General features: G+C 68.3%; 19 protein-coding genes and 4 pseudogenes. 4 read left to right on the forward strand and 19 right to left on the reverse strand.

The window, feature by feature from the left end:
• The first annotated feature begins 31 nt into the window (after positions 1–31).
• The 4 genes from nadC (at position 32) to BMG07_RS08655 (ending at position 4,869) form a co-directional block, all read left to right on the forward strand.
• Entirely contained in the window at positions 32–865 is an 834-nt protein-coding gene (gene nadC, locus BMG07_RS08640) for a carboxylating nicotinate-nucleotide diphosphorylase (protein WP_198084205.1), read from the forward strand.
• A gap of 2 nt (positions 866–867) precedes the next feature.
• Positions 868–3,222 (forward strand): phosphonate metabolism protein/1,5-bisphosphokinase (PRPP-forming) PhnN, encoded by a 2,355-nt coding sequence (gene phnN, locus BMG07_RS08645; RefSeq protein ID WP_307866907.1) that lies wholly within the window; start codon positions 868–870, stop codon positions 3,220–3,222.
• A complete protein-coding gene (locus tag BMG07_RS08650) occupies positions 3,158–4,024 on the forward strand; it encodes a tripartite tricarboxylate transporter substrate binding protein (protein WP_307866908.1) in 867 nt (288 codons plus the stop codon). Before phnN ends, BMG07_RS08650 begins: the two co-directional genes overlap by 65 nt.
• 71 nt (positions 4,025–4,095) lie before the next feature.
• The gene (locus BMG07_RS08655) at positions 4,096–4,869 is read left to right on the forward strand and encodes an FRG domain-containing protein (protein WP_198084240.1); all 774 of its coding nucleotides are present in this window, start codon (positions 4,096–4,098) and stop codon (positions 4,867–4,869) included.
• Positions 4,870–4,899: 30 nt separating this feature from the next.
• On the opposite strand, the gene mnhG is transcribed toward BMG07_RS08655, so the two are convergent.
• From mnhG to serC, 19 genes and pseudogenes are all read right to left on the reverse strand, one after another.
• Entirely contained in the window at positions 4,900–5,256 is a 357-nt protein-coding gene (gene mnhG, locus BMG07_RS08660) for a monovalent cation/H(+) antiporter subunit G (protein WP_198084207.1), read from the reverse strand.
• Positions 5,253–5,531 (reverse strand): K+/H+ antiporter subunit F, encoded by a 279-nt coding sequence (locus BMG07_RS08665; RefSeq protein ID WP_198084208.1) that lies wholly within the window; start codon positions 5,529–5,531, stop codon positions 5,253–5,255. Before BMG07_RS08665 ends, mnhG begins: the two co-directional genes overlap by 4 nt.
• Positions 5,528–6,019, reverse strand: coding sequence for a Na+/H+ antiporter subunit E (locus BMG07_RS08670; protein WP_198084209.1), 492 nt, complete (start codon positions 6,017–6,019; stop codon positions 5,528–5,530). Before BMG07_RS08670 ends, BMG07_RS08665 begins: the two co-directional genes overlap by 4 nt.
• A complete protein-coding gene (locus BMG07_RS08675) occupies positions 6,016–7,686 on the reverse strand; it encodes a monovalent cation/H+ antiporter subunit D (RefSeq protein ID WP_269758781.1) in 1,671 nt (556 codons plus the stop codon). Before BMG07_RS08675 ends, BMG07_RS08670 begins: the two co-directional genes overlap by 4 nt.
• A 41-nt stretch (positions 7,687–7,727) precedes the next feature.
• Entirely contained in the window at positions 7,728–8,081 is a 354-nt protein-coding gene (locus BMG07_RS41780; protein ID WP_269758772.1) for a Na+/H+ antiporter subunit C, read from the reverse strand.
• A 1-nt stretch (position 8,082) separates the two neighbouring features.
• Positions 8,083–11,027, reverse strand: a pseudogene (locus BMG07_RS08680) (monovalent cation/H+ antiporter subunit A).
• Positions 11,028–11,103: 76 nt separating this feature from the next.
• Positions 11,104–11,481 carry a fluoride efflux transporter CrcB gene (gene crcB, locus BMG07_RS08685; RefSeq protein ID WP_198084212.1) on the reverse strand — a complete coding sequence of 126 codons (378 nt, stop codon included), beginning with the start codon at positions 11,479–11,481 and terminating at the stop codon, positions 11,104–11,106.
• 29 nt (positions 11,482–11,510) lie between these two features.
• Positions 11,511–12,811, reverse strand: a pseudogene (locus tag BMG07_RS08690) (TRAP transporter large permease).
• Complete coding sequence (locus tag BMG07_RS08695) at positions 12,804–13,313, reverse strand: TRAP transporter small permease (protein ID WP_198084213.1); 510 nt, start codon at positions 13,311–13,313, stop codon at positions 12,804–12,806. The pseudogene BMG07_RS08690 and the gene BMG07_RS08695 overlap by 8 nt, the downstream one beginning before the upstream one ends.
• Positions 13,314–13,334: 21 nt before the next feature.
• Complete coding sequence (locus BMG07_RS08700; RefSeq protein WP_198084214.1) at positions 13,335–14,303, reverse strand: TRAP transporter substrate-binding protein; 969 nt, start codon at positions 14,301–14,303, stop codon at positions 13,335–13,337.
• Positions 14,304–14,448: 145 nt separating this feature from the next.
• Positions 14,449–14,775: a DUF655 domain-containing protein gene (locus BMG07_RS08705; RefSeq protein ID WP_198084215.1), complete on the reverse strand. Its 327-nt coding sequence runs from the start codon at positions 14,773–14,775 to the stop codon at positions 14,449–14,451.
• 139 nt (positions 14,776–14,914) lie between these two features.
• Complete coding sequence (gene lapB, locus BMG07_RS08710) at positions 14,915–16,084, reverse strand: lipopolysaccharide assembly protein LapB (protein ID WP_198084216.1); 1,170 nt, start codon at positions 16,082–16,084, stop codon at positions 14,915–14,917.
• On the reverse strand, positions 16,074–16,412 hold the full coding sequence (locus BMG07_RS08715) for a lipopolysaccharide assembly LapA domain-containing protein (protein ID WP_198084217.1): 339 nt from the start codon (positions 16,410–16,412) through the stop codon (positions 16,074–16,076). Before BMG07_RS08715 ends, lapB begins: the two co-directional genes overlap by 11 nt.
• Positions 16,413–16,469: 57 nt before the next feature.
• Positions 16,470–16,796 carry an integration host factor subunit beta gene (locus BMG07_RS08720; protein ID WP_093236803.1) on the reverse strand — a complete coding sequence of 109 codons (327 nt, stop codon included), beginning with the start codon at positions 16,794–16,796 and terminating at the stop codon, positions 16,470–16,472.
• 68 nt (positions 16,797–16,864) lie between these two features.
• Positions 16,865–18,553, reverse strand: coding sequence for a 30S ribosomal protein S1 (gene rpsA / locus BMG07_RS08725; RefSeq protein WP_116908100.1), 1,689 nt, complete (start codon positions 18,551–18,553; stop codon positions 16,865–16,867).
• Between the two features lie 195 nt (positions 18,554–18,748).
• Positions 18,749–20,760: pseudogene (locus tag BMG07_RS08730) on the reverse strand (bifunctional 3-phosphoshikimate 1-carboxyvinyltransferase/cytidylate kinase).
• A 2-nt stretch (positions 20,761–20,762) separates the two neighbouring features.
• Positions 20,763–21,653, reverse strand: coding sequence for a prephenate dehydrogenase/arogenate dehydrogenase family protein (locus BMG07_RS08735; RefSeq protein ID WP_198084218.1), 891 nt, complete (start codon positions 21,651–21,653; stop codon positions 20,763–20,765).
• 19 nt (positions 21,654–21,672) lie between these two features.
• Positions 21,673–22,796 (reverse strand): annotated as a pseudogene (pheA, locus tag BMG07_RS08740) (prephenate dehydratase).
• A 29-nt stretch (positions 22,797–22,825) separates the two neighbouring features.
• On the reverse strand, positions 22,826–23,893 hold the full coding sequence (gene serC / locus BMG07_RS08745) for a 3-phosphoserine/phosphohydroxythreonine transaminase (RefSeq protein ID WP_269758782.1): 1,068 nt from the start codon (positions 23,891–23,893) through the stop codon (positions 22,826–22,828).
• Positions 23,894–23,897: the final 4 nt, after the last annotated feature.

Consider the following 23,897-nt stretch of genomic DNA (forward strand, 5'->3'; position numbering starts at 1 on the left):
GTAAATTCAACACCTGCAGGAGCAAGCCAAGATGTACGACACCTTCTCGACCGATCGCCTGATCGACCAGTGGCTCATGGAAGACATCGGGGGTTGCGACCTCACGGTGCAGACCATGATCGGCAAGGACGAACGCGGCGCCTTCGTCATGAATGCGCGCGAGCCGATGATCGTCGCGGGCATCGACGTGGCGGCCCAGGTGTTCCGGCGCTACGACCCCACGCTCGAGGTGAAGGTGGCCGTCTCGGACGGCGAGCGCGTGGCGTCGGGCGCGATCCTGGCCCGGGTGAGCGGGTCGGCGCGCAGCCTGCTTACGGCCGAGCGCACGGCGCTCAACATCATGCAGCGCCTGTGCGGCATCGCCAACGAGACCGCCCGGTACGTGGACGCCATCGCCGGAACGCGCGCCCGGCTGATCGACAGCCGCAAGACCACGCCCGGCTTGCGCATGCTCGAGAAGCACGCCGTGAGCTGCGGCGGCGGCCTCAACCACCGGCTCGGCCTGGACAGCGGCGTGATGATCAAGGACAACCACATCGCCGTCTGCGGCAGCATCTCGGCCGCGGTCGAGCGGGCGCGCAAGGTGCTGCCGGTGCTGACCAAGCTCGAGGTCGAATGCGACCGCCTCGACCAGGTGAGCGAGGCTTTGGAGGCCGGCGTCGACGTGATCATGCTGGACAACATGTCGGTGCCCGACATGAAGAAGGCGGTCGAGATGGTGAACGGGCGCACGAAGATCGAGGCCTCGGGCGGCATCCGGCTCGAGACGATCCGGCCGATCGCGGAAACCGGCGTCGACTACATCTCGACCAGCAAGATCACGCAGGCTGCCGTCGCGGTCGACATCGGCCTCGACGAGGCTTGAGCGTGACGGTCCCCGGTCTTTTCTTCCTGGTCGTCGGGCCGAGCGGTGCGGGAAAGGATTCCCTGATCGACGGCGCGCGCGAACGCCTGTCCGATGGCCATCGCCATGTGTTCGCCCGGCGCGCGATCACGCGGGCCGCCGATGCGCCGGGCGAGGACCACGAGAGCATCTCGCAGGCCGAGTTCGAGCGGCGCGAGGCCGCCGGCGAATTCCTCGTGACCTGGCAGGCGCACGGGCTCAGCTACGGGCTGCCGGCGTCGCTGCTCGCGGCAATGGCGCAGGGCGCGAACGTCGTCGCCAACGGCTCGCGCCGCATCGTGGGCGCGCTGGCCCGCAAGCTGCCGGACCTTTGCGTGATCGAGGTGAGCGCACCGCCAGAGGTTCTGGCGGCACGCATCGCGGGACGCGGTCGCGAGAGCGGCGACGCGTTGCTGCAGCGGCTCGCGCGGCGCGTCGATCCGATGCCCGATTCGGTGCTGTCGCTCGCGGTGGACAACGACGCGACGCTGGCCGAAGGCATCGACCGCTTCGTCGAAGCCATTGCGTCGTTTCGCGGCCGGCTGGCCGTTCGCGCGCTCGACATTCGCGGCGGCACCGACCGCATCGCCTACCTGCCGGCCTCCGGTGCGCCCGAAGGCCTTTGCGAACTGGCCGGCCACGCGCGCATCGAACTCGTGGCCACGGGCGGGCGGCGCCTGCAGGCGCGCGTGCATGTCTGCGGGATCGAGGGCGCAACGAAGCCCGGCGAGATCGGGCTTTCGGTCGAGTCTTTCGAAGCCCTGGGCGTGGCCGAAGGCACGCCGGTGACCGTGCGCGCAATCCCCGCGCCGCGCAGCCGCGAACTCCTGTCGCGCAAGATCCGCGGCGAGGCGCTCGACGAGCCGCAGTACCGCCAGGTGCTGCGCGATGTCGTCGAAGGCCGCTACAGCGACCGCGAGCTCACCGCCTTTCTCGTCGCGGCCACGCGCCATCTGAGCGATGCCGAAGTGCTGAGCCTGGCGCGCGTGCGCACCAGCCTCGCGCACCAGATCGCCTGGGACGAGAAGATGGTCGTCGACAAGCACTCGATGGGCGGCATCCCCGGCAACCGCTTGAGCCCGATCGTGGTGCCGCTGGTGGCGGCGCACGGGCTCGCGATGCCGAAGACCTCGTCGCGCGCCATCACCTCCGCCGCCGGCACGGCCGACACCATGGAAGTCGTCGCGCGCGTCGACCTGAACGCGCAGGACGTGCGGCGCTGCGTCGCGCAGGCGCGTGCCTGCATCGCCTGGAACGGCCGGCTCAGCCATTCGCTGCTCGACGAGGTGATGAACGCGATCACCCGGCCGCTGGCGATCGACTCCAACCGCTGGTCGGTGGCCTCGATCCTGTCGAAGAAGAAGGCGGCGGGCGCCACCCATGTGATCGTCGACCTGCCTTACGGCCCGCACGCCAAGATCCACGGCGAGCAGGAGGCGCTGGCCCTCGCTGCGCTGTTCGAGGCCACGGGGCGCGGCATCGGGCTGCAGGTGCGCGCGCTGGCCACCGACGGCAGCCAGCCGATCGGCCACGGCATCGGGCCCGCGCTGGAGATGCGCGATGTGCTGCAGGTGCTCGACAACGATGCGCGCGCGCCGGCCGACCTGCGCGAGAAGGCGCTGCTGTTCGCGGGCGTCATCCTGTCGTGGGACCCCGCCGTCGGCTCGGTGGAAGCCGGGCGCGGGCTGGCGCAGTCGCTGCTGCAGTCGGGCGCGGCGCGGCGGGCCTTCGAGCGCATCGTCGACGCGCAAGGGCGCAACGAAGCGCCGCCGGCGGCGCCGAGCGCGCTGGTACACGTCGTGCGTGCGCCACGGGCCGGCAAGGTCGTGGCCATCGACGGATGGGCCATTGCCGGCATCGCGCGCCGGGCCGGTGCGCCGGGCGACCCGGGCGCGGGCATCGACCTGCGGTGCAAGGTCGGCGATGCGGTCGAAGCGGGCGATGTGCTCTACCGCATCCATGCGGCCTCGCCCGAAGACCTTGCCGCCTGCAGGGCGTGCCTGGAAGCAGGATCCTTCTGCCGGGGCGAGGCCGTGGGCACGCCGGGCATCCGTATCGAGGCGCAGCGGATGGCCGCCGCCGGTGTTGCAATCAGCCATCCGACGATCGGGCGGCCGTGTGAAATGAACCAAGGAGTCGGGCATGAATCGCTGCTGCAGTCCCATGGTCCGGATCGCGATGTTCGCGGCGGCCTGCGTGTTCGCCTTGCCGTCGACGGCCGGAGGCAACGGCGCCGCCAGAAGCTCGGCCGCCGGCGCGCCGATCGAGATCACCGTGACCTTCCCGCCGGGCGGCGGCACCGACATGCTCGCGCGGCTGATCGGCAGCCACGCCGGTGAGAGCCTGGGCAAGACCGCGATCGTCGAGAACCGGCCCGGCGCCAGCGGCAACCTCGGCGCGCGCTATGTGGCGGGGCGGCCGCCCGACGGCAGCGCGCTGCTGATGGTCAACAGCTCCTTCGCGGTCAACCCCGGCGTCTTCAAGTCGCTGCCCTTCGACCCCAAGGCCGACTTCGCGGCGATCATCAACGTGGCCTACATCGCGAGCGTGGTCGTGGTGCCCGTCAACTCGCCCTACAAGACGCTCGCGGACGTCCTGGCCGCGGCGACGCCCGAGAAGAACACGCTCTCGTTCGGCTCCTGCGGCGCGGGCACGCCGCAGCACCTGGCGGGCGAGCTCATCAACATCCAGGCCAAGGTGCACCTGCTGCACGTGCCCTACAAGGGCTGCGGGCCGGCGCTCACCGACATCATCGGCGGGCAGGTGGCGCTGGGCGTGGTCACCACCTCGAGCGCGCTGCCGTTCATCAAGGCCGGCAAGCTGCGCGCGCTCGCGGTGTCGTCGAAGGAGCGGCTGTCGCAGTTGCCCGAGGTGCCGACCGTGGCCGAGCAGGGCCTGCCGGGCTACGAGCTGAGCCAGTGGCACGGCCTGCTCGCGCCCAAGGGCACGCCGCCCGAGGTGCAGATGCGGCTTTACGAAGGCATCGCGAAGATCATGGCGCGCGAGGACGTCAGGCGCACGCTCGCCGGCCTCGGCTACACGCCCGCGAACGACGGACCGGCCGCGTTCCAGAAGATCGTCGACGGTGACGTCGACCGCTTCGCGAACATTGCCAGGAAGATCGGTCTTTCCGCAGAATGAGGGCGACGCCCACGGGCGATTTATTTGCAATGGTCTCCATGAACCCGACCCCGCTTCCAGGCCCCGATGCCATGCACGAGCTGCGCCTGCGTTCGTGGGCCGAGTTCGTCGACTACTGCAACCGCCGCGACGGGTGGGCCTTTCGCGGCCAGGCCGATCCGGGCTGGCCGCTGTTCAGCTCGTTGTCGCGCCGGCTGTTGCGCGATCCGGCGGGCCGCAGCGAATGGCAGGCGCGCGAAGAGCGCTCGATCCGCATCTTCCGGCGCAAGGCGCACGTCTACCTGCCCGACCGCTCGGTGCTGCAGGACGAACTGCGCTGCCTGGCGCTGATGCAGCACCACGGGGCGCCGACCCGGCTGCTCGACTTCACCAAGTCGCCTTTTGTCGCGGCCTTCTTCGCGGTCGAGCAGGCGGTGGGCGATGCGGTGGTGTACGCGCTCAACACGCCGTGGCTCTGGTCGGCCGCGCCGCGCCACGATCCGACGCTCACGCGCGAGCAGATCGACCCGCGCGTGCAGGGCAACTTCGAGCGCTATTTCGCCGAGAACCACCATCCGATGGTCTGGTTCGGCGAGCCCTCCGAAATGGACCGGCGGCTGGTGGCGCAGTCGGGCCTGCTGGTGATGCCGGGCACGCTGGAGATGCCGCTGGACGACGTGCTGCGCAGCTACGACAGCGAGCAGCCGCTGATCGAGAAGGTGGTGCTCGGCCGCGAGCTGCGCTCGGAGGCGATGCACGCGCTGTACCGCATGAACATCACGCAGGCCACGCTGTTTCCGGACCTCGAAGGCCTGGCGCGTTCGATCGGCTACGAGCTGGAGGAGATGTGGCAGCGGCGGATCTAGGCCGCGCGGCCGCCGCCGGGGCCGGGCGCGCTATTCCGGCTTGGCGGCGGGCGGCACCTCGCCGCCCTTTTGCCGCTCGCGGAAGAGGGCGGCGCGCATCAGGAAGATGGTCGTGATGGGCGCCGTGAGCGCGATGAACAGCACGATCAGCACCGCGTGCAGGAACAGGCTGAAGCCCTGCACCGAGAAATAGACGATCGTGGCGATCGTCATGCACCACACGCCCACCGTCGCGCCCAGCGTGGGCGCGTGAATGCGCCGAAAGAAGGTCGGCAGGCGCACGAGGCCGAAGGAGCCGATGGCCGCGAAGGCCGCGCCCAGCACCGCGAACACGGCGGTGATGATTTCGGCCCACAGCGGCAGCGGGCCCACGATGAAGTCGTTCATTCGATCACCTCCCCGCGCAGCAGGAACTTGGCCATGGCCGTGGAACCCACGAAGCCGAACAGCGCGATCAGCATCGCCGCCTCGAAGTACACGTTGCTCGCGTAGATGATGCCGAGCACCAGCATCATGAGCATGCCGTTGACGTAGAGGCAGTCCAGCGCCATCACGCGGTCTTGCGCGGTGGGGCCGACCAGCAGCCGCGAGAGCGCGCACAGCATGGCCACGGCCAGCAGGAACAGCGCGAACTTCAGGGCCCAGAAGAGGATGGGTGTCATGACTCGAAGATCTCCATCAGGGGGCGTTCGTAGCGCTTCTTGATCATCGCGACGAAGGCCGCCTCGTCATCGAGGTCGAACACGTGGATGAGCAGGGTGCTGCGGTCGAACGACACTTCGCCCCAGGCGGTGCCGGGCGTGAGGCACATGATCATGGCGAGCACGGCCAGGCCGTTGGGGTCGCGCATGTCCAACGGGATCTGCACGAACTTCGAGCCGATGGCCGGCGTGCGGCGCGTGAGCAGCAGCCGGGCCACGTCGAACGCCGACTTCAGCATGTCGAAGGTCACCAGGAACGACAGCCGCAGCGCCACGCCGGGCCGGCGCATGCGCACGGCGGCGGGGCGCAGGCCCTGGGTCAGCAGCGGCACGGCAATGGCCAGGATCAGTGCCGACAGCAGCGTGGCCGCCTCGAGCGACTGGTTCAGCAGCAGCCAGACGACGAACAGCGCGAACGACAGCGGCGGGGAAGGAATCAGGCGCTTCATGGAGCCGGGGCTTCCTGCTTCTTGTCCGCGGGGGGCACGGGGTTCGGCACTTGCCTGGCGCCGAACACCGCCTGGCGATAGGCCACGGGGTTCTTCAGGCCTTGCGCGGTGGCCTTGGCGTGCTGCATCACGGGCTCGGCCCACACGGTGAGCGCGACGCAGGCCGCGAGCAGGCCGGCCACGGGCAGCACCTCGAGCGCGGGCAGCGAGGGCATGGTGGCGTGCGGCTGGGTCCAGAAGTGGCGAATGCCGGTGCGGCTCAGCGCGATCAGCGTCAGGAAGCCCGAGACGATCAGCAGCGCAAGGAAGGTCCAGCCGGCGGCGCTGACGCCCGGCGCGCCGAGCAGGCCCGAGAGCATCGCGAACTTGCCGACGAAGCCCGACAGCGGCGGCAGGCCCGCGAGCAGCAGCGTGCAGCCCATGAAGCTCAGGCCCAGGAAGGCCACGCCGGCGGGAATGGCGCGGCCGTAGAGCGCCTGCGCCTCGTCGTCGAGGTTCACGTCGGCGAGCGCGCTCAGGTCTTCGGCCAGGAAGGGCGCGTTGCCAGCGGCTTCGTGCGGCGCCACGCTCATGCCGGCATTGCGCCAGCGCTCGATCATGTCGGTCAGCAGGAAGAAGGCGCTGACCGCGAGCGTGGAGCTCAGCAGGTAATACAACGCACCGGCCCACACGGCCGGCTGCCCGAGGCCGACCGCCGCGAGCAGCGTACCCGCCGACACCAGCACGCTGAAGCCCGCAAGGTTGGACAGCCGCTGCGTGCCGACGATGCCGATGGCGCCCACGAACAGCGTGGCCAGCCCCATGCCCACCAACGCGGCCTGGCCGAAGGCGGCGGAGTCGCCGGTGTCGGGCGCGAACAGCACGGTCCACAGCCGCAGGATGGTGTAGATGCCCAGCTTGGTCAGCAGCGCGAACACCGCGCCCACGGGCGACACCGCCGCGCTGTAGGCCGGCACCAGCCAGAAGTTGAGCGGCCACGCGCCGGCCTTGGCGAAGAAGGCGGTCGCGAGAATGGCCGCCGCCGCATGCACCAGGCCGCGGTCGCCCGCCGACAGCTCGGCGATGCGTACGCCCAGGTCGGCCATGTTCAGCGTGCCGGTCACGCCGTAGAGGATGGCCGCGCCGATGAGGAACAGCGACGACGCCGCGAGGTTGATTGCGATGTAGTGCAGCCCGGCCTGCACGCGCAGCCGGCCCGAGCCGTGCAGCAGCAGGCCGTAGGAGGCCGCGAGCATCACCTCGAAGAACACGAACAGGTTGAACAGGTCGCCCGTGAGGAACGCGCCGTTCAGGCCCATCAGCTGCAGCTGCAGCAGCGGGTGGAAGTGCACGCCCGCGCGGTCCCAGCGCGAGGTGGAATAGATGGACGCGGCAAAGGCGATGACGCCGGTGAGCGCCACCATCATGGTCGAGAGCCGGTCGGCCACCAGCACGATGCCGAAGGGCGCGCGCCAGTTGCCCGGCAGATACACGCCGATGGAGCCGGGGCCGCCGCCGGTTTCGGGCGCGTTCACCCAGCGCAGCAGCGCCAGCGCGGCCAGCAGGCCGACCAGGCCCGAGACCACGCTCAACGCCGACTTGGTGCGGCGGCGGTTCTCGCCCAGCAGCAGCATGAGCGCGGCCGTGAGCATGGGCACGAGGATCGGCACCGCAATCAGGTGCGGCATGCTGAACTCGAGCAGTTGGTCGAGCAGGTGGAAGATTTCCGTCACTCCGCCGCCTCCTGCCGCTCTTCACCGTCCACGTGGTCGGTGCCGGTGAGGCCGCGCGAGGCGAGCATCACGACGAGGAACAGCGCCGTCATGGCGAAGCCGATCACGATGGCCGTGAGCACCAGCGCCTGCGGCATCGGGTCGGCCGTGTTGGCGAGCGTGGCCTCGAAGCCCTTGACGAGCACGGGCTCGCTGTCGACCTTGAGCCGGCCCATGCTGAAGATGAACAGGTTGACCGCGTACGAGATCAGCGTCAGGCCCATGATGACCTGGAAGGTGCGCGGGCGAAGCAGCATGTAGACGCCCGAGCCGGTGAGCACGCCGATGGCGAGTGCGAGCACGATTTCCATGTCAGTGCGCTCCCTCGGCGCCTTCGGCCGCGGCGGCCTCGGCTTCTTTCTCGGCCTGTTCGTCGGCCCAGCGGTGGCTTCGTATCGCTGGTGGGCCAGCGCGGTCAGGATCAGCATGGTGGCGCCGAGCACCAGCGCGAACACGCCGATGTCGAAGAAGAGGGCGCTGGGCACGTGCACCTCGCCCAGCAGCGGCAGGTGCAGGTGCGCGGTGTGCGTGGTCAGGAAGGGGTAGCCGAACGCCACGGCGCCGCTGCCGGTGGCCAGCGCGAACAGCAGGCCGATGGCGATCCAGCGGCGCGGGTAGATGCGCAGGTGCTCCTCGACCCACTCGGTGCCCGAGACGATGAACTGCAGCACCAGCGCGACCGACATCACCAGCCCGGCGACGAAGCCGCCGCCCGGCGCGTTGTGGCCGCGCATGAAGAAGTAGACCGACACCAGCACCGCCAGCGGCAGCAGCAGCCGCACCAGCACGGCCGGCACCATGAGGTAGCCGACGGCGGTGTCCTTGGCGCGGCGCGGGTTCAGCAGGTCGCTGCTGCCGTCGTCGACCTGCAGGCGCTGCTGGATCGGCAGCGCCATCGACTCGATGGCGGGGCGAAAGCGGCGCAGCAGCGCGTAGACGGTGAGCGCGACCACGCCGAGCACCGTGATTTCGCCGAAGGTGTCGAAGCCGCGGAAGTCGACCAGCATCACGTTGACGACGTTGGTGCCGCCGCCCTCGGTGAGCGCGCGTTCGAGGAAGAAGGGGGAAATGCTCTGCGGGAAGGTCCGCGTCATCATGGCCCAGGCCAGCGCGGCCATGCCGCCGCCGGCGATGGTGGCCACCAGCAGGTCGCGGCCGCGGCGCCCCCAGGGCCGCAGCCGCGCGCGGGCGGGTTGGACGGCGTCCTTGCTGCGCATCGGCAGCCAGCGCAGGCCCAGCAAAATCAGCACGGTGGTCACGGCCTCGACCACCAGTTGCGTCAGCGCGAGGTCGGGCGCGGAGAACCAGATGTAGGTCACGCACGACACGAGGCCCGCGCCCGCCGCGAGCATGAGCGCCGCGAGCCGGTGGAACTTGGCCTGCCACGCGGCGGCCAGCGCGCAGGTGCCGCCGATGATCCAGGTCATGGCGAACATCGGCGAGAAGGGCAGCAGCTCGCGCGTGCCCGGTGCGGCGGGCGTGGCCCACAGCGATGCGGCGGCGCCGGCCACGGCCACCACCACGAGCAGCAGCAGTTGCCACTGCATGCGGCGCGTGCCGAACAGGCGGCGGCTGCGGCGGCCGGCTTCGCTCAGCAGCGCGAGCAGGTGCTCGAAGATGACCTGGCCGTCGAAGCGGTGCAGCAGCGGCGTGTTTTCGAGGCCGCCGCTGGCGCGCCGGCGGCGCTGCAGCAGGTACAGCGCGGCGCCGCCCAGCAGCGCGACGAAGCTCATCACCAGTGGCAGGTTGAAACCGTGCCATACGGCCAGGCTGTATTCGGGCAAGGTGCCGCCGACCACGGGCGTGGCGGCGGCAGCGAGCATCGGGCCGACGGACCACGCGGGCGCCACGCCCACCACCAGGCACAGCAGCACCAGCAGCTCGACCGGCACGCGCATCCAGTGCGGCGGCTCGTGCGGGTGCTTGGGCACGTCGTTGCCGCAGGGCGGGCCGAAGAACACGTCGAACACGAAACGCGCCGAGTACGCCACGCTGAAGATGCCCGCGATGGTGGCGATGACCGGCAGGCTGAAATCGACCCACGGCGTGGACTGGATGAACACCGTCTCGGCGAAGAACATTTCCTTCGAGAGAAAGCCGTTGAGCAGCGGCACGCCGGCCATCGAGGCGCTGGCGATGATGGCCAGCGTGCCCGTGATGGGCATGAGCCGCATCAGGCCGCTGAGCTTGCGGATGTCGCGCGTGCCGGTCTCGTGGTCGATGATGCCGGCCGCCATGAACAGCGAGGCCTTGAAGGTCGCGTGGTTCATCACATGGAACACGGCGGCCACGGCGGCGAGCGGGCTGTTCAGGCCCAGCAGCAGCGTGATCAGGCCCAGGTGCGAAATGGTCGAGTAGGCCAGCAGCGCCTTCAGGTCGCGCTGGAACATGGCCGCGAAGCCGCCCAGCAGCAGCGTGATCGCGCCCGCGCCGCCCACCAGCCAGAACCATTGCTCGGTGCCCGAGAGCACGGGCCACAGCCGCGCCATCAGGAACACGCCCAGCTTCACCATGGTGGCCGAGTGCAGGTAGGCCGACACCGGCGTGGGCGCGGCCATGGCGCGCGGCAGCCAGAAGTGGAACGGAAACTGCGCGCTCTTGGTGAAGGCGCCGAGCAGCACCAGCACCAGCGCGACCGGGTAGAGCGCGTGCGCGCGAATCAGGTCGCCCGAGGCCAGCACCACGTCGAGCTCGTAGCTGCCGACGATGCGCCCCAGCACCAGCACGCCGGCCAGCAGGCACAGGCCGCCCGCGCCCGTCACGGTAAGGGCCATGCGCGCGCCGCGCCGCGCGTCGCGCCGGTGGTGCCAGTAGCCGATGAGCAGGAAAGAGAACAGGCTGGTGAGCTCCCAGAACAGCACCATCTGAATGAGGTTGCCCGAGAGCACCACGCCCATCATCGCGCCCATGAACGCGAGGAAGAACGAGAAGAAGCGCGGCACCGGGTCGGAGGCCGACATGTAGTAGCGCGCATACAGCACCACCAGCGCGCCGATGCCCAGCACCAGCATGCAGAACAGCCATGCGAAGCCGTCCATGCGGAACACGAGATTCAGGCCCAGGGCCGGCAGCCATTCGATCTGCTGGCGCAGCACGTTGCCGTGCGCGATCTGCGGAAAGAACCATGCGGCCTGGATGGCGCAGCCCAGCGCGACGAGGCCCGCGAGCGTCGACTCCCTGTTTCGCGCGTTGGAAGGCATCAACGCGGCCAGCACGCTGGCGATGAATGGGAGTGCGACGAGAAAGACCAGGGGCATTGGGGTTGATTCTATCGGTGGCCCCTATGAAAGGGCTTATCTATAACCGCAAGACATAAGGCACTTTTCGGGACATTCAGGCCGCGAAAGCCTGCACGGAGCGGATGCCCAGCCAGGTGAAAAAGAGCGAGCCGCCCAGGTGGGCCGCCGCCGTGAGCATGGCCACGCCGAGCCGGCCTTCGAGCAGCATGGTCGTGACCTCGGCCGAGAAGCTCGAGAAGGTCGTGAGGCCGCCGAGGAAGCCGGTCACCAGCGCGAGCCGCCAGATCGGGTCGAGGTCGGGCAGCAGCTGGAAGCTGGCGATGGCGATGCCGATGAGGTAGCCGCCGATCAGGTTGGCCGCCAGCGTGCCCCATGGCATGAGGCCGCCGGCGCCGAACCAGAGCGCGAGGCCCCAGCGGGCCAAGGCGCCGATCGACGCGCCGATGCAGATCGCAAGAACCGGAAGAAGCATGCGTCTATTGTCGGCGCGCCCCGCCGGCTTCAGGGCGCCATCTGCTGCGGCAGCCATGTCACCAGCTGCGGCACGAAGTAGATGATCAGCACCGCCGCCACCATCAGGAAGAACATCGGCAGCGTCACGCGCGCGATGTAGAGCAGGTCCTTGCCGGTCATGCCCTGCAGCACGAAGAGGTTGAAGCCCACCGGCGGCGTGATCTGCGCCATCTCGACCACCAGCACGATGAAGATGCCGAACCAGATCGGGTCGATGCCGGCCGCGGTGACGGTCGCATGATCACGCCCATGGTCAGAACCACCATCGAGATGCCATCGAGAAAGCAGCCCAGCACGACGTAGAACGCCGCCAGCATCAGGATGAGCTGGAACTTCGACAGGCCCAGCGAGCCGATCCATTCGGCCAGGTGCCGGGGCAGGCCGATGTAGCCCATGGCCAGCGTGAGGAAGGCCGCGCCCGCCAGGATCAGCGCCATCATGCAGTACAGGCGCGTGGCGCCCAGCAGCGCTTCCCTGAAGCTGTGCCAGGTGAGCGACCCCTGCGCGCCGGAGATGACCATCGCGCCGACCACGCCCACGGCGGCCGCCTCGGTGGCGGTGGCGATGCCCGCGTAGATCGAGCCGAGCACCGACAGGATCAGCAGCGCCACCGGAATCAGCGACATCGAGGCCTTGAGCTTCTCGCCGAAGGGCAGCCTGGCGTCGGCCGGCGGCACGCGGTCAGGATGGCGCAGTGCCCAGAACACGATGTAGCCCGAGAACAGCAGCGCCAGCAGGATGCCCGGAATGACGCCCGCGATGAACAGCCGCGCGATCGACACGTCCGCGCTCACCCCGTAGACGATCATGATGATCGAGGGCGGGATCAGCAGGCCGAGCGTGCCGGCGCCTGCCAGCGTGCCGATGACCATGTCGTCGGGGTAGCCGCGGCGCTTGAGCTCGGGCAGGCTCATCTTGCCGATGGTGGCGCAGGTGGCCGCGCTCGAGCCCGAGACCGCCGCGAACACCGCGCAGCCCACCACGTTGGTGTGCAGCAGCCGGCCCGGCAGGCTTTGCATCCAGGGCGCGAGGCCCTTGAACATGTCCTGAGAGAGCCGCGTGCGGAACAGGATCTCGCCCATCCACACGAACAGCGGCAGCGCGGTGAGCGTCCAGCTCGAGGCCGAGCCCCAGATGGTCACGGCCATGGCGTCGCCGGCGGGGCGGGACGAGAAGATCTGCATGGCGATCCAGGCCACGCCCGAGAGCGTGAGCCCGATCCACACGCCGCTGCCCAGGATGAGAAACAGCGCGGCGATCAGCAGGCCCGCAACGGCGATGTCACTCATGGCGAAGCGCCTCCGTCTCGGCGGCCTTGGCGGGGCGGCCGCGCCATTCGATGACGAACTCGTCCAGCGACGCGACGGCGAAGACGATGGCGCCGAGCGCCATCGACAGCTGCGGCATCCACAGCGGCGTGGCGTCGTTGCCGGTGGAGATGTCGTGAAAGTCGAACGACTGCCACGACAGGCGCACGCTGTACCAGGCAAACAGCAGCGAGAGCAGCGCCGCGGCCCCCATGGCCCAGCGCTCGAGCCAGCGCCGCGCCGCGGGCGAGAGGTTCTGCATCACCAGCGTCACGCGGATGTGCTCGCCGCGCTTGAGCGTGTGCGCGAGCGCCAGGAAGCCGGCGCCGGCCATGAGGTAGCCGGCGTAGGCGTCGATGCCCGGAATGTTGAAGTGGAGCTGGCGGCCGACGATGGACAGCAGCACCATCACCAGCAGACCGACCATGAAAAGCGCCGCCAGTGCGGCGGCGCTCATGTAGAGAAGATCAAGCGTCTTGCGCATCGGATGCAGTGCGAGTCCGCTTCACATCTTCTTGTAGGCATCGACCACGGCCTGGCCTTCGGGGCCGGCCTTTTCGGTCCACTCCTTGATCATGGTGTCGCCGACCTTCTTCATGTCGGCCTTCAGCTGGGCGGAGGGCACGTGCACCGTCATGCCGTTTTTCTTGAGCAGGTCGAGGTACTCGAGGTTCTTCTTCTTCGACAGGTCCCAGCCGCGCTTCTCGGCATCGGCCGCGGCCTTGAGCACCGCATCCTGCGTGGGCTTGTCGAGCGCGTCGAAGGCCTTCTTGTTCATGAGCACCGCGTTCTTCGGCAGCCAGGCCTGGGTGTCGTAGAAGTTCTTGATGTACTCGTAGGTCTTGGTGTCGTAGCCGGTGGAGCCGGAGGACATGTACGACTCGATCACGCCGGTGGCCATGGCCTGCGACAGCTCGGCCTGCTGCACCGTGACGGGCTGCGCGCCCACCAGTTCGCCGATGCGCGCGGTGGCCGGGCTGTAGGCGCGCCACTTCACGCCCTTCAGGTCGGCGGCCGAAGCGATTTCCTTCTTCACGAAGATGCCCTGCGGCGGCCACGCCACCGTGTAGAGCAGCACGATGCCCTGCTCGGCCAGCTTCTTCTCGAGCACGGGCTTTTGCGCCTGGTAGAGCTTCCAGGCGGCGTCGTAGCTGTCGGCCAGGAACGGAATGCCGTCGGCACCGAACATCTGCCATTCGTTCTGGTAGTTCACCAGCAGGATCTCGCCGAGCTGCGCCTGGCCGCCTTGCACCGCGCGCTTGATCTCGGGCGCCTTGAACAGCGAGGCGTTGGCATGCACCGTGATCTTGAGCTTGCCGCCGCTGCCCTTGTCCACGTCGCTTGCGAACTGGGTGATGTTCTCCGTGTGGAAGTTGCTCGCCGGATAGGCGGTGGGCAGGTCCCACTTGGTCTGTGCGAAGGCTGCTGCGCCGAGGGTCAGACCAGCGAGGGCAATGCCGAACTTGTGATTCATGAGCGCTCCGGAACGTATGAAAGTGAAAACGAAAATGAGCATACGTGCAAATTTCGGGCCATCTCTGAGGCATTTCCCTGCCTTGGCGCGCGCATGAAAAAGCCGCCTCGAGGGCGGCTTCGTGTGGCTTGCGAGTTCGCGAGGCTCAGGACTTGGGGGCCTTCGCGGGCTTGTCGGCCTTGGCCGATTTGGGCGCCGTGGCCGGCTCGCTGAAGGCCTGGCCGTTGACCGTCAGGCCTTCGGCCGACAGCTTGGCGGCCTTCTTTTCCTTCACGCCCTTCACGCGCTGCATGAAGTCGGGCCAGTCCTTGAACTCGCGCTCCTTGCGCGCGTCGATGATGCGCTGGGACATGGCGGGACCGACGCCCTTGAGGCCGTCGAGGTCGGCGGCGCTGCCCTTGTTGGCATCGACGGCGGCGAACGAGGCGAACGCGAACAGCATGGCCGTGGCGGCCAGGAACTTCTTGAACATGGTTGAAAACTCCCTCTGACTTGTTGATATGACTGACAGCCGGCAAGCTTGCCGGCTTGGGCTCAACGGGGCTCGAAGGAGGGGCGTTGACGCGTGGCGGCCTTGTCGGCGTCCACGTGACCATTGTTCAGAACCGTGATCAGAGTTCTTCGACGCGGCGGGGCGGGTAGCTGTCCCACGCCTGGCAGCCGGGGCAATGCCAGAAGTACTGGTGGGCCTCGAAACCGCAGGCGGCGCAGCGGTAGCGCATCAGGGGCCGCGTGGCCTGGTCGAGCGCGCGCTGCACCTGCGGATGGAACTGCTCGTGCTCGAAGCGTTCGCCCGCGAGCCAGCGCGATGCGGCCACCAGTGAAGGCTGTTGCGCGAGGTGCGCGATGTAGCCGTCGCGCGGCGTGGGCTGCGGGTCTTCGGCGGTGGCGTTCGGCGTGCCGCCGAGCGCGATGAGTGCCTCGAGCACGTCGATCGACGGCGACTCCACGTAGCGACGCTGCAGCAGCGCGAGCGCTTCGCCTTCGCGGTGCGCGGCCACGGCGGCCTGCTGCAAGGCGGCGGCGTAGAGCGGCAGCGCGAGCGGGGCGGTGTCGCTCAGCGCGACCAAGGTGTCGAAGGCCGCAGCGGCATCGCCCTTGCGCAGCTGGAGGTTGGCGGTGTCGATGGCCGGGCGCGGGGCTTGCGGCGCCAGCTCGACGGCCTGCGCGAGCAGCTTGGTGGCGCCGGGCAGGTCGCTGGCGGCCACGCGCTCGGTGGCTTGCTCGCACAGGTGATGCGCGCGGCGCGTGGCGTAGCTGGCCTGGTCGGACTCGTCGAGCTTTTGCGCCACGTCGGCGGCCTGGGCCCATTCGCGCGAGCGTTCGTAGATGGCCAGCAGCGACAGCCGCGCCTCGTTCTCGTAGCGCGTGCCCTCGAGTTTTTGCAGTGCGGCCTCGGCGCGGTCGAGCAGGCCGGCGCGCAGGAAGTCTTGCGCCAGCGCGTGCTGTGCGCGTTCGCGGTCGGTGCGGCTCAGGTCGCCACGGCCCAGCAGGTGCTCGTGCACGCGCACGGCGCGCTGGTACTCGCCACGGCGGCGGAACAGGTTGCCGAGCGCGAAGTGCAGCTCCTGCGTGTCGGGGTCGTTCTGCACGGCCTCGATGAAGGCGTCGATGGCCTGGTCCTGCTGCTCGTTGAGCAGGAAGTTCAGGCCGCGAAAGTAGGCCTTGGGGGCTTGCCGGTTCTCGAGCTTGAGCTGGCGGATGTCGAAGCGCGATGCGAGCCAGCCCAGCACGAAGGCGACGGGCAGGCTGATCAGCAGCCAGCTGGGATCAAAGTCCATGTTGACGTACGGCGGGAAGGTCGGTGGCGGAAATGGACGGCGCCGCCGCGGGAGCGGTGGCGGCCGCCGGTGCCGTGGTGGTCGGGGCTTCGGAGGCGGTGGCGGGTAGTTGCGCCGCCGCGGTGCGGTGTTTCCACCAGCCCGGCAGCATGCCGAGCGCGCCCACCACCAGCCCGCCGGCAAAGGCCGCGAGCACGACGAGCACCAGCGGTGCGCGCCAGTGGGTGCCGAAGAAGAAATACACGGTCGCGTCGTGCTGGTTGTTCAGCGCGAAAGCGAAGAGCGTAAAAAAAATGGCTGCCTTGAGCAGCCACAGGAGGTATTTCATTGCCGTTCCCGTTGCCGGGAGCATTCTACGTTTGCAGACATTCGTGTCGTCCGCGTCTCAGGCCTTGCGGGCCTTGGCTTCCTTGCCTGCGTCGAGCTCGGCGGTCTTGGCGTCCACGGCCTCGCGCAGCGCCTTGCCGGGCTTGAAGTGCGGCACCCGCTTTTCAGGGATCTGCACGCTCTCGCCCGAACGCGGGTTGCGGCCGATGCGCGGCGGACGGCGGTTGACCGAGAAGCTGCCGAAGCCACGGATCTCGATGCGGTGCCCGCGCACCAGTGCGTCGCTCATGGCGTCGAGGATGGTCTTGACGGCGTATTCGGCGTCGCGGTGCGTCAGTTGCGCAAAGCGGGCTGCAAGTTCTTCGACGAGGTCTGAGCGGGTCATAGGCCAAACAAAAACGTGGACGAAAAAGACAGAGCGGCCCCAGGGCCTGCTCTGTCTTCGGACTCAGCTTACTTGTTGTCGCTGTTGTCGAGCTTGGCGCGCAGCAGTGCGCCCAGGCTGGTCGTGCCCGCGTTTTCGCGTGCCGACTGCTGGCTCAGGCTGGCCATGGCGCCTTGTTCGTCGACCATGTCCTTCTGCTTGATCGACAGCTGGATGTTGCGGGTCTTGCGATCCACATTCACGACGATGGCGGTGACTTCGTCGCCTTCCTTGAGCACGTTGCGGGCATCTTCGACGCGGTCACGCGAGATTTCCGAAGCACGCAGGTAGCCGAGGATGTCTTCGCCCAGGTCGATTTCAGCGCCGCGGGCGTCAACCGTCTTGACCTTGCCGGTCACGATCTGGCCCTTGTCGTTCACGGTGGTGAACGTGGTGAACGGGTCGCTGTCGAGCTGCTTGATGCCCAGCGAGATGCGCTCGCGGTCGACGTCGACTGCCAGCACGATCGCTTCGACTTCCTGGCCCTTCTTGTAGTTGCGAACGGCAGTTTCGCCGGCTTCGTTCCACGAGAGGTCGGACAGGTGAACCAGGCCGTCGATGCCGGCAGCCAGACCCACGAACACGCCGAAGTCGGTGATCGACTTGATCGGGCCCTTGACGCGGTCGCCACGCTTCGTGTTCTGAGCGAACTCTTGCCACGGGTTGGCCTTGCACTGCTTCATGCCCAGGCTGATGCGGCGCTTGTCTTCGTCGATTTCCAGGACCATGACTTCGACTTCATCGCCCAGCGAGACGATCTTGTTCGGAGCGATGTTCTTGTTGGTCCAGTCCATTTCGGAGACGTGCACCAGGCCTTCGATGCCGGGTTCGAGTTCGACGAACGCGCCGTAGTCGGCAATGTTCGTGACCTTGCCGAACAGGCGGGTCGATTGCGGGTAGCGGCGCGAAACGCCCATCCACGGGTCGTCACCCATTTGCTTCAGACCCAGCGAGACACGGTTCTTTTCGGTGTCGAACTTGAGGATCTTGGCGGTGATTTCCTGGCCGGCCTGAACGACTTCGCTCGGGTGGCGGACACGGCGCCATGCCATGTCGGTGATGTGCAGCAGGCCGTCGATGCCGCCGAGGTCCACGAACGCACCGTATTCGGTGATGTTCTTGACCACGCCGCGCACGACTGCGCCTTCCTTCAGCGTTTCCATCAGCTTGGCGCGTTCTTCGCCCATGCTGGCTTCGACCACGGCGCGGCGCGACAGCACGACGTTGTTGCGCTTGCGGTCCAGCTTGATGACCTTGAATTCGAGGGTCTTGTTCTCGTACGGGGTCAGGTCCTTGATCGGACGCGTGTCGATCAGCGAGCCGGGCAGGAACGCGCGGATGCCGTTGACCAGGACGGTGAGGCCGCCCTTGACCTTGCCGCTGGTGGTGCCGGTGACGAAGTCGCCCGATTCCAGTGCCTTCTCCAGGGCGAGCCACGAAGCCAGACGCTTGGCGGTGTCGCGCGAGAGGATGGTGTCGCCGTAGCCGTTTTCAACGCTGCCGATGGCAACGGAAACGAAGTCGCCGGCCTGAACTTCGAGTTCGCCCTTGTCGTTCTTGAACTCTTCGATCGGCACATACGCTTCGGACTTCAGACCGGCGTTGACGACGACGTGGTTGTGTTCGACACGCACGACTTCGGCCGTGATGACCTCGCCGGTGCGCATTTCGGAACGCTTCAGGGACTCTTCGAACAGATCGGCAAAAGATTCAGACATTTATGGTTCCTTCCGTCAGGCAGGGTTGGCAGGCGCTCTTGCGAAATTGCGTGCGGCTGCTGTGGGTCTGTAGACGGCGGTTGGTTGGGCGTGAGCCCGGGTTCGTTGAACAACCAGCAGGCCGGTGCGCTGTCGCGCGAAGAGAGCCTGCTGGAGCGGTATGCGCCTTCCGAAATACCGTCGGGCGCCAGCTTTTCAAGCGGACTTGAAAGGCTGTACTTGTTGCCACCATTCCAACACCTGGTCGATCGATTGCTCGATGGACAGCTGGGAGTTGTCGAGGTGGCGGGCATCTTGCGCCGGCTTGAGTGGCGCGACGCTGCGGGAGGAGTCCCGGGCGTCACGTGCTTCCAAGTCGGAGCGAAGACTGTCGAGTGTAGTCGAAATACCCTTTGAAATCAACTGCTTATGGCGCCGCTCGGCGCGCTCGGCCGCGCTGGCCGTGAGGAAGACCTTGAGCGTCGCGTCGGGGAAGATCACGGTGCCCATGTCGCGCCCGTCGGCCACCAGGCCGGGCAGCCGGCGAAAGCGCTGCTGCAGGGCCAGCAGGGCCGCGCGCACGGCGGGCAGGGTGGAGACGCGGGAGGCGTCCATGCCGGCGGCTTCGGTGCGGATGTCGTCGCTGACGTCCTCTCCGGCCAGCAGCACCTTGCCTTCGGTGAACTGCAGGGGCAGGGCGGCGGCGAGGGCGGCGATCTGCGCCTCGTGCCCGGCGTCGGCCTCCAGGCCGGCGCGCCGCATGGCCAGGCCGGTCACGCGGTAGAGCGAGCCCGAGTCCAGGTAGTGGTAGCCCAGCAGGCGCGCCACCTCGGCCGCCAGCGTGCCCTTGCCGGAGGCGGTCGGGCCGTCGATGCAGATCACCGGCACCTCGGCGGCCCGGGCCACCAAGAACAGGGTCTCGAAGTAGTCGGGGAAAGTCTTGGCGACGCAGTGCGGATCGAGAATGCGCACCGGCACGCCGGCCGGGTTGAACGCCGCCAGCGAGAAGCACATGGCCACGCGGTGGTCGTCGTAGGTGTGGATGCTTGCCGGCTGCCAGCCGGCCGGGGCCAGCGGGTGCACGCGGATGAAATCGGGGCCGGCCTCGACCGTGGCGCCGAGCTTCTTCAGCTCGTTGGCCATGGCGTCGATGCGGTCGGTTTCCTTCACGCGCCAGCTCGCGATGTTGCGCAGCGTGGTCGGGCCGTCGGCATAGAGCGCCATGACGGCCAGCGTCATCGCGGCGTCGGGGATGTGGTTGGCGTCCAGGTCGATGGCCTTGAGCGGCCACGCGCCGCGGCGCACTTCGAGCCAGTTGGGGCCGCTGTCGACCTGCGCGCCCATCTGGCGGGCGGCGTCGATGAAGCGGATGTCGCCCTGGATGGAGTCGGCGCCCACGCCTTCGATGCGGATGCCGTCCTTGCCGGAAACACCCGTCGCAATGGCGCCCAGTGCTATGAAATAGCTAGCAGACGAGGCGTCGGCCTCGACGTGGATGTCGCCCGGCGAGCTGTAGCGGCTGCGGCCGGAATGGTGAAGCGCTCCCAGCCGTCGCGCCGCACCTGGATGCCGAAGCGCGCCAGCAGGTTCAGCGTGATCTCGATGTAGGGCTTGGAAATGAGCTCGCCGACCACCTCGATCACGATGTCGTTGGCCGCCGCCAGCGGCAGCGCCAGCAGCAGCGCGGTCAGGAACTGGCTCGACACGTCGCCGCGCACGCGAATCGGGGCGTCGAGCACCAGCTCGCCGTGCGGCACCGGGTGGATGCGCAGCGGCGGGTAGCCGGGGTTGCCGAGGTAGTCGATGCGGCAGCCGAGCTGGGTGAGCGCGTCGACCAGGTCGCCGATGGGGCGCTCGTGCATGCGCGGCACGCCGCTGAGTTCGAACTCGCCGCCCAGCAGCGACAACGCGGCCGTGAGCGGGCGCATCGCGGTGCCGGCGTTGCCGAGGAACAGCGGCAGCAGTGCCTCGCTGGGCTTCAGTTGCCCGCCCAGGCCGGTGATGCGCAGCGTGCTGCCGTCCGGGTCGATGCCGCAGCCGAGCGCGCGCAGGGCCGTGAGCATCACGCGCGTGTCGTCGGAATCCAGCAGGTCGTGGATGGTGGTGGTGCCGCTCGCGAGGGCCGCCAGCAGCAGCACGCGATTGGAAATGCTCTTGGAGCCGGGCAGCCGAACGGTGCCGGCGGCGCCTGCGAGCGGGGGCAGATCGAGGAAGGTCGTCGAGAACATGGTCAGGCGTCCTGTTGCTGCGACGAGGTGTCGGTGGCCGGCTTCCAGGCCGCGCGGGTCTTGCTGGCGGCGGCGATGGATTGTTCCAGCCCCTGCAGGTCGCCCGCGGTCATCAGCGCCTCGAGGTCGTCCAGCGCCTTGCGGAAGGCCTGCGACTGCTGCAGCACCTGCTCGCGGTTGGCCAGCAGCACATCGCGCCACATGACGGGGTCGCTCGCGGCGATGCGCGAGAAGTCGCGAAAGCCTGGGCCTCCGAGGCTCAGGAAGCGGTCGCCCTGCGGCTGGCTGGCGATGGCGTTGGTGTACGCGAAGGCCAGCAGGTGCGGCAGGTGGCTCACGGCGGCGAAGGCGGCGTCGTGTTCCTCGTGCGTCATGGTGAGGACGTGCGCGCCGATGCCGCTCCACACCTGCGAGGCGCGCTGCACGTTGGAGCGCAGCGTGGTCTTCACGGGCGTGAGCACCACCTGGCGGCCGCTGAAGAGCGAGGCTTCGGCGTGTTCGATGCCCGACAGTTCCTTGCCCGCGATCGGGTGCGCCGGCACGAAGCTCGAGAACTGGCGCTGCAGGCCGTTGCGCGCGGCTTCGATCACGTCGCCCTTGGTCGAGCCGACGTCCATCACCAGCGTGTCCGCCGAGATGCCGTGGCGGATGGCCTTGAAGGTGGCTTCCGACGCCGCCACCGGCACCGCCAGCAGCACGATGTCGGCGCCCGACACCGCCAGCAGCGCGGAGGGCGCCGCCACGTCAATCACGCCGAGCTGGCGCGCCCGCTCGGTGGTGGAGGGCGACTTGCTGTAGCCCACCACGCGCTTCACCAGCTTGGCGCGCTTGAGCGCGAGCGCAAACGAGCCGCCCATCAGGCCGCAGCCGATCAGTCCCAGTTGTTCGAACATGCTTCTGCTTGCCTGCCGCTCAGGCCTTGACGGGGTAGGCGCCCAGCACCTTGTAGAAAGCGCAGAGTCCGCGCAGTTCGGCCAGCGCCGCTGCCACGTTGGGCTGCGAGGGGTGGCCGTCGAGGTCGATGTAGAAGTAGTACTCCCACTGGCCGGTGCGCGCGGGGCGCGACTCGAAGCGGGTCATCGATACGTTGTTGGCCTTCAGCGGCACCAGCAGGTCGTGCACCGCGCCGGGCCGGTTGGGCACCGACACGATCAGGCTCGTGCAGTCGCGGCCCGAGGCCGGCGGCATGGCCAGCGTCTGCGGCAGGCAGATGATGGAGAAGCGGGTGCGGTTGTACGAGTCGTCCTGGATGGCGTGCGCCACGATGTGCAGGCCGAATCGGGTGGCGGCGCGTTCGCCGGCCAGCGCGGCCCAGGCCGGGTTGGTGGACGCCAGGCGCGCGCTTCGGCATTGCTCGACACGGCGCGCCGCTCGGCGTTGGGCAGGTGCTTGGACAGCCAGGTCTGGCACTGCGCCAGCGCCTGCGGATGGGCCAGCACGGCCTCGACGCCTTCGAGCGAGTTGCTGCTGCGCAGCAGGTGGTGGCGCACCAGCAGGCTGACTTCGCCGACCACGTGCGTGGGCGAATGCAGGAACAGGTCGAGCGAGCGCGTGACCACGCCTTCGGTCGAGTTCTCGACGCCGACCACGCCGTACTGGGCGCTGCCGGCGGCCGTGGCGTGGAACACCTCGTCGAAGCTGGCGCAGTAGATCAGGTCGGCGGCGCCGCCGAAGTACTCGATGGCGGCCTGTTCGCAGAACGTGCCTTCGGGGCCGAGCACGGCCACGCGCTGCGGCGACTCGAGCGCCAGGCAGGCCGACATGATCTCGCGCCAGATGGCCGCCACATGGAGGTCCTTGAGCGGACCGCCATTGCTCTTTTGCATCTTGTCGATGACCTGCGCCACGCGATCGGGGCGAAAGAACGGCGTGCCCTCGCGCTTCTTGACCTCGCCGACCAGCTCGGCCACGTGGGCCCGCTCGTTGAGCAGGCTCAGGAGGCGCTGGTCGAGCGAGTCGATCTGCACGCGCAGATCGGACAGGCTTTCGGACTTATCGGAAGGAGAGGAGGGTGGTGTGGGGGCGGAGGCGGTCATCGGTGCGAGCAACTGAGCGGGGCATGCGCCTAGGCATGCGATCGCTCGAATTCTCGCATGTAGCCCACGAGGGCCTGCACCCCTTCCAGCGGCATGGCGTTGTAAATGCTCGCGCGCATGCCGCCGACCGACTTGTGGCCCTTGAGCTGCAGCAGCCCGGCTTCGCGCGCGCCGGCCAGGAAGGCCTCGTTGCGGCCTTCGTCGGCCAGGAAGAACGGCACGTTCATGCGCGAGCGGCAGCCCGCGTCGATGCGGTTGGCGTAGAAGTCGCAGCCGTCGATGAAGTCGTACAGCAGCTTGGCCTTGGCGATGTTGCGCTGCTCCATGGCGGCGATGCCGGTGTGCTCGCCTTCCTTTTGCTGCAGCAGCCACTGGAACGTGAGCCCCGCCATGTAGATGCCCCAGGTCGGCGGGGTGTTGTACATGGAGTTGTTGTCGGCCACGGTCTTGTAGTTGAACGCGCTCGGGCAGATCTCCAGGGCATGGCCGAGCAGGTCGTCACGCACGACGACGATGGTCAGGCCGGCCGGGCCGAGGTTCTTCTGGGCGCCGCCGAAGGCCAGGCCCACGCGGGACCAGTCGACGCTGCGCGAGGCGACGTGCGACGAAAAGTCGATGACCAGCGGGGCATTGCTGCCGAGCGCGGCCAGGTCGGGCAACTGCTGGAACTCGATGCCGTTGATGGTCTCGTTGGAGCACACGTGCACGTACGAGGCGTCCTTGGACAGTTGCCAGGTCGCGGGATCGGGGAGCTTGGTGTGCTGGTCGTCGGCGTTGCTCGCGACCACGCGCGCGGTGCAGTAGCGCTGCGCTTCCTTGTGCGACTTGGCGCTCCAGCTGCCGGTGATGACGAAGTCGGCGGTCTTGCCGCGCGACAGGTTCAGCGGAACGATGGCGTTCTCGCCGAGGCCGCCGCCCTGCATGAACAGGACGTGGAAATTGGAGGGCACGGCCAGCAGCGTGCGGATGTCGGCTTCGGCCTGCGTACAGATCGCGCCGAATTCCTTGCCGCGATGGCTCATTTCCATCACGCTCATGCCGCTGCCGTGCCAGTCGAGCATTTCGGAGGCGGCGCGTTGCAGCACCGCCTCCGGCATGGCA

It is taken from the genome of Variovorax sp. E3, assembly GCF_016082275.1.
Classification (GTDB): domain Bacteria; phylum Pseudomonadota; class Gammaproteobacteria; order Burkholderiales; family Burkholderiaceae_C; genus Variovorax.